Source organism: Chlorobium sp., assembly GCF_036528655.1.
Taxonomy (GTDB): Bacteria; Bacteroidota; Chlorobiia; order Chlorobiales; family Chlorobiaceae; genus Chlorobium.
The window spans coordinates 1-6012 of the sequence record NZ_JAIGND010000043.1 but is presented as its reverse complement, the minus strand read 5'-3'; the positions used below and the strand labels follow the sequence as shown (position 1 = coordinate 6012).

Annotated in this window: 5 protein-coding genes; 1 reads left to right on the top strand and 4 read right to left on the bottom strand. The window is 54.6% G+C overall.

Annotation, left to right across the window (positions count from 1 at the left end; all coding sequences use genetic code 11):
- Positions 1-387: 387 nt before the first annotated feature.
- Complete coding sequence (locus K4305_RS11330; RefSeq protein ID WP_331562569.1) at positions 388-531, bottom strand: hypothetical protein; 144 nt, start codon at positions 529-531, stop codon at positions 388-390.
- Positions 532-781: 250 nt separating this feature from the next.
- On the opposite strand from K4305_RS11330, the gene K4305_RS11325 reads away from it, so the two are divergent.
- A complete protein-coding gene (locus tag K4305_RS11325; RefSeq protein ID WP_331562568.1) occupies positions 782-3127 on the top strand; it encodes a PAS domain-containing hybrid sensor histidine kinase/response regulator in 2346 nt (781 codons plus the stop codon).
- Between the two features lie 75 nt (positions 3128-3202).
- On the opposite strand, the gene K4305_RS11320 is transcribed toward K4305_RS11325, so the two are convergent.
- From K4305_RS11320 to K4305_RS11310, 3 genes are all read right to left on the bottom strand, one after another.
- Positions 3203-3496: a hypothetical protein gene (locus K4305_RS11320; protein WP_331562567.1), complete on the bottom strand. Its 294-nt coding sequence runs from the start codon at positions 3494-3496 to the stop codon at positions 3203-3205.
- Between the two features lie 50 nt (positions 3497-3546).
- Positions 3547-4329, bottom strand: coding sequence for a hypothetical protein (locus K4305_RS11315; RefSeq protein ID WP_331562566.1), 783 nt, complete (start codon positions 4327-4329; stop codon positions 3547-3549).
- 378 nt (positions 4330-4707) lie between these two features.
- The gene (locus K4305_RS11310; protein WP_331562565.1) at positions 4708-5364 is read right to left on the bottom strand and encodes a hypothetical protein; all 657 of its coding nucleotides are present in this window, start codon (positions 5362-5364) and stop codon (positions 4708-4710) included.
- Positions 5365-6012 lie beyond the last annotated feature (648 nt).

Sequence of the window (6012 nt, the reverse complement as noted above, 5' to 3'; positions counted from 1 at the left end):
TTATGCTTTTGGGCTATTGAGGTGTCGGGCTATCAAGCCATAAGAGGAAGAGCGCGGTTCCCGCTGATTGGGAACGGATTTACACAGAAAGATTGAAGAGGAAGAGTTTTGCCCACGGATTGGCACGGATTGGCTCGGATTTTTTTTGGATGAGGGGTTGACCGGAGGTTGTGTTGAGTTTTTCTGCTATTGAGGTGTCGGGGTATCTCGCCATAAGATGAAGAACGCGGTTCCCGCTGATTGAATGCGGATTTTCACGGATGGAAGACGGGAGACGTGGGCCGTGAGCCTTGGGCGGTGGGCCGGAAGATTGAAGAGGAAGATGTTGCCTACGGATTTTTATGGATTGAAAAGAGGAATATCAGGGTCTGTCCCCTACTTGGTGTGTCAGAGGAGGAGGAGGAGGGTGGCGAGGAGGGCTGTTGTTATGTGGAGCAGAAGGGCGCGTTTTGCTTTTTTGCCGGGGGTGAATGCGTAGTGAATCGCCATGAGAAGGCTGTAGACCAGGATCCCGGATATGAGGTACTGCATGATGTATAGTGTTTATGTATACATCATGAGATTAACGATTTTCAGCAGGATTTGAAATATAAAGTTTCCGGAATGAGGGACATCCCTCTGAAATGTGTTTGGGATCAGGCGCGAGCGGGGGTGAAGGGCGAGTCGGTTATTATCTGCTGTGTGATGGTTTTGTGTTGGCGATTCTTACCTTTTTACTGTTTTTTGCTTAGATTTGTTGAGTGTGTCTTGCCTTTAACCCCAATTTTTTAATAGAGATATTATGACGCTTCCTGACGGCAGCAGTGCGTTGCTTCCGGAGAACAGCGAGGCTTTGGCGACGTATTGCCGACGGCTGGAGGCCGAGTTGCGGCTGGAGCGGTCGCATCTGGGTTCGTTGTTCGCGGTTATGCCGGATATGGTCTGCATCGCTTCTACGGATGGGTATTTCAGGCGGTTGAGTTCTTCGTGGGAGCAGGTGCTTGGTTACAGCCTGGATGAGCTGCTTTCGATTCCGTACCGGGAGCTTATCCATCCGGATGACAGGGAACCGACTCGTCTGGAGGTTGAGCGGCAGCTTGCGGGGGGCAGTACGGCGCATTTCGTGAACCGGTATCGGACAAAGGATGGCCGTTATCTCTGGCTGGAATGGAATGCTTCTCCTGCAGATGACGGAAACCTGTTTGCCGTCGCTCGCGACATTACCGCAAGGCGCGAGGAGGAGATGCAGCTGCGGCTGTGGGCCGATGCGTTCCGCTATTGCGCGCACGGGCTTGCGGTTGGCGATCCTTCGACGAATACGATGACGGCGTGCAATCCCGCTTTTGCCGCTCTTCATGGTATGACGCCGGAAGAGCTGACGGGTCGGGCGCTGCTGGAGCTCTACCCTGCTGATGTTCATGATTATGTGCATAAGCAGATTGCGATTTTGCATGACAAGTCGACGACGAGTTTCGAGACCGATCGGCTGCGGAGGGACGGTTCGCGCTTTCCCGTGCAGATGGATGTCGTATGCGTGAAGGATGCATCGATAAGGCCTCTGTATATGATTGCTTCGGTACAGGATGTTTCGAAGCGCAAGGAGTTCGAGAAGGCGTTGCTCAGAAGCGAGGCGCAGTTCCGCTCGGTTGTGGAGGCCGCTCCGGAGGGGATTTTCATACAGACGGATGGGCGTTTCGCTTACCTGAATCCGGCGGCTATGGCTATTTTCGGGGGTCGGGTTCAGGACGAGCTGCTGGACCGCGAGGTCATCGGGCGGTTCCATACGGATTTCCGGGAGCTGGTTGCCGAACGCATCGGTCAACTGAACGAGCTGCGGCTTGGGGTGGAGGCTGTCGAGGAGACAGTTGTGCGCATGGACGGGTCGCTGGCGACTGTGGAAATTTCCGCCGTTCCGTTCCTGCATAACGGAAAAGCGGGCGCTCTGGTGTTCATGCGGAACGTAACGGAACGCAAGCGGGCTATGGAGGAGCGGCAGGTACTTGAAAAGCAGTTGCTGGAGGCGCAGAAACTTGAGTCGATCGGCAGGCTTGCCGGAGGTATTGCTCACGATCTGAACAATCTGCTCACGCCGGTGCTGGGGTATGCGGAGATGCTTGAGAGCGAGCTTTCGGGATTGGAAGAGCAGCGGGAGGAGGCGCGGATGATCCGGGAGGCTTCGCTGAGCGCAAGAAAGCTGATCTGGCAGCTGCTGGCGTTCAGCCGAAGACAGACGCTGGAGCTTGAGCCGGTGGATCTGAACGAGGTGGTGGGAAAAGCCTGCAGGCTGCAACAGAGTTGCGTGGGAAGCCTGGTGGCGGTGGAGTTATCGCCTGATGCGGAGCTGCCGCGCATCCTCGGGAATGCGAGCCAGCTGGAGCAGGTTATTATGAATCTTGTGATGAATGCTCGGGATGCCATGCCTTCGGGTGGCAGGCTGCGCATTGCAACCTCGATTGTTGTTTTGCAGGAGCCTTCGGATGGTCTGCCTGCGGGACGGTATGCTGCGCTGGAGGTGACCGATACGGGGGAAGGAATTGCGGCTGAGGATCTGCCGCGGATTTTCGAGCCTTTTTTTACGACGAAGGGTGCCGGCAAGGGAACGGGACTGGGGCTGCCGAGCGTGTACGGAATCGTCAAGCAGCATCGGGGCAACATACAGGCGACAAGCACGCCCGGCAGGGGCACTACGTTCAGGGTGCTGATTCCGGCGCTTGAGGAGTCGGCTGCGGCACCCGGTGCGGCAGATTCATGCAGCCCTGGCGAGGCGAGGTACAGGGTGCTGGTTGTGGAGGATAACGATATGGTGCGCAAGTTCATGATGCATGCGCTGGAGATGCAGGGGTACGAGGTTACGGGCGCCGAGAGCGGCGACAGGGCGCTCGGGATGGTCGTCGATGGGGCTGTGGTTCCGGATCTGGTTATTTCGGATATTATGATGCCGGGCATGAACGGCGTGGAATTTGTCGGGGAGGTACGAAAACTGCTGCCGGAGGTGAGGGTGCTGTTCATGTCGGGGCATACGAGCGATCATGTGAAGCAGCAGGTTATGGCACTTTCGGGGAACGACATTCTGAGCAAGCCGTTCACGGCTAAGGTGCTGATGGAGAGGGTGAGCCGGGAGACGGGAGTCAGGAGGGAGGAGGATTGAGGGGGGAAATACAGGCTGCCCCATTGTCTGGGGCAGCTTGCTGAGAATGAGGGCGGACGGTTGTCGGGTGGAATATCAGTCTTTGTTTTTGTTATCATCGCTACCGTCCTGGCCCTGGCCATCGCCATTGCCGTCGCCAGGTGTGCCGGGATCGCCAGGTGCACCCGGATCACCGGGTTCCGGGCCGGGAAGACCGCCGCCGGAGCTGACTGCGCTGCCGACACTTGGTGCAACGGTTGCCGAGACGGCTGCCTGAGCGGCTACATCCGACAGATTACTGCCCGCTGGAACAGCGGCATTAATCGTGGATCCGGCATAGGCTGCCGGGAACAGCATCAGAATCGCAATGCGAAGAAGTCGTTGTTTCATGTATCTGTCTCCTGATTTTTTTAGTGTTGCTGTTTGGTTGATACTGCATACTACAGCTTGAAGCCGGTACCGACGGCAAAGACCAAACGAACGCCGTCGCCGGAGTTATCGGTAAGATCGGCGGCACCGATGGTGGCGGCAAGCGGGAAGGAGCCGAGCCAGAAGGTTTTGGAAACACCCGCGTTGAGGTTCAGACCGTTCCAGTCGGCGATGAGGTTGAAGGCATCGGCAACTTCATAGGCGACGTTGCCGAAGACGTAGGTGCCGTGCTCCCCTTTTCCGTCAGCTATATCCAGCGGGCTTTTATCGCCGAAACGGCCAGTACCTGCGCCGATGCTGAAGTGGAGCCTGGAGTTGCCGGTATCGTCGTTCACGAAGGGATCGGACTGCATTCCCTGGCTGTAGACGATGTAGAAGCTCTCATCGGAATCACCGCCTTCTGTGATCATCACGTTTTCAACTCCGATACCGATGGCATTGGCATTGCCGAGATCTTTGAAGATGTGCGCCGACATGGAGTATTCTTCCCATTCGCTGATATCGAGCGAAATCAGGGAGACCTGAATGCCGAGATTCTTTTTCGGGTCGCCGATGCCGAAGCCGAGCACGGCGGCGCCGTCGGTGTCATCGGTGTACGGAGCCGGTGAGGTACCGCCGACGCCCATGAAGATGACGTTGTTGGAGGCGCCCCAGGCCACAGGCGTGGTGATGGATTTGCCGTGGATGTTCGGCAGATAGGTCGGCGATGTCGGGTTTGCTGCGGCCGTTTCCGGTGCTTGCATGGCCATGGCGGCCATGATGGCCGGCAGGAGATACTTAGCGGGGGTTTTCATAGGGGTTGCGTGGTTTGGAGGTTATGGGCGTGAGCCGTGAGCGATGAGCCGCGGGCCGGAAGCCCGAAAATCGGGTTATGTGTTTGGTGTCGTGCGTTACGAAAAAACGGTCTGATGGCTGAAGATTGCCATGAAAGCTGCTGCCGGATGCCATGTATCCGGATAATTCATGTTTTTTTCTGATATCGTTCGGGAACGGGGGAAGGGAAAAAGAAGATAAAAAGCTCCGCTCTCTTCAGTTACAAGTGCATAACTGCAACTGCATCTGAAGAACTGCAAATGCATCGCGAGGATCCGCTTGATATGGTATCTGACGGTTGAACTGGATGGGGGATCCTGAGAAAATGTACACTATTTCCTGTATTCCAGCAAAATTTTTCACCTCCCTCTGTTTGCGAGCATCCTGGTTGCGTTCTGGTTGTCGCTTATTTTAGCGAGAACTGCCATTATGTGGGCTTCGAGTTCTGCCGGGAACGGCTTTATGGATTTGCCGTATTCGGGAGATGTGAAGTATGCGAACGATTCTGCCCAGTATTCGGCTTCGTTGTTTTTTGCATATTCGCTCGGAGCGTAGTTGCGGGTGTCGATCATTGTTTTGACCAGCGACTTCCACTCACGGTTGTTGACGCCCATCTTGATATCGATGACGTGGCCGAATTCGTGACGGATGGTGTGCTCGACATTGCGCATCGAGAAGACGATCTCGTCGCGAACCGGGTTGTACATGCCGCGGCTTCTGGAAACCATGTGCAGCTTGTTGACCCTGGGAAGATTCAGCGCATATGCATTGCGGAGCCTGTCGACCTCTTTGTTGATTCTGTTGAGTTTCGCGAGCTTTTCGGAGTCTTCGACGGGCTGACCGTAGACGCTGTTTGTGTAGATGATGAAGTTATACGACTGCTTTGCGATGCGCTCCGCTTCGGCAAGTTCGGTAGCGGACTGGAGGGTGGTCGTTGCATGTGCCGGTGCCGGCATGATTGCTATCAGGAGAAGCGTCAGGAGTGTTGCGAGCCGGGTGTTGAGCAGATGTTTCATCGTTGATCTCCGAAAAGTTTTGTTTTCCGGATATCAGGGATCAACTGCTATGCCACGAATTATGAAATGATTTTATATTCCTGCTATATCTTTATCGAATAATATTTTATGCGATTATTATTATTTTTATTTAGACTATTCTTTTTTCCACAAATCGTATCATTATCGGGCAATCGGGGAAATACCGGATCATTTCAGGACAACAGCGGGACGGTGTCGGGCGCGGGTACGCATTTCAGGGGACGTTGTTTTGCAGCTCAACTTGTAACAAGTACGCATTTCAGGGGACGTTGTTTTGCAGCTCAACTTGTAACAAGGGTCTTGAAACGGAGGGATTGAAGTGGAAGAGTTTTGCCCACGGATTAGCACGGATTTATGGATGAGGGTTGATCGGGGGTTGTGTTGAGCTTTTCAGCTATTGTGGTGTCGGGCTATCCAGCAATGAAGAAAAAGAGCGCGGTTCCCGCTTATTGAAATCGGATTGGCACAGATTGAAGAGTGTGGGATGTGAGTCGTGGGTCGTGGGCCGGAAGCCCGGGGGATTGAAGAGAAAAGATTTTTGCCCACGGATTTTCACGGATGTACACTGATTTATGGATGCGGGCGAGATCGGGTAGTTCTGTTGAGCTTTTTGGCTATTGAGCCATC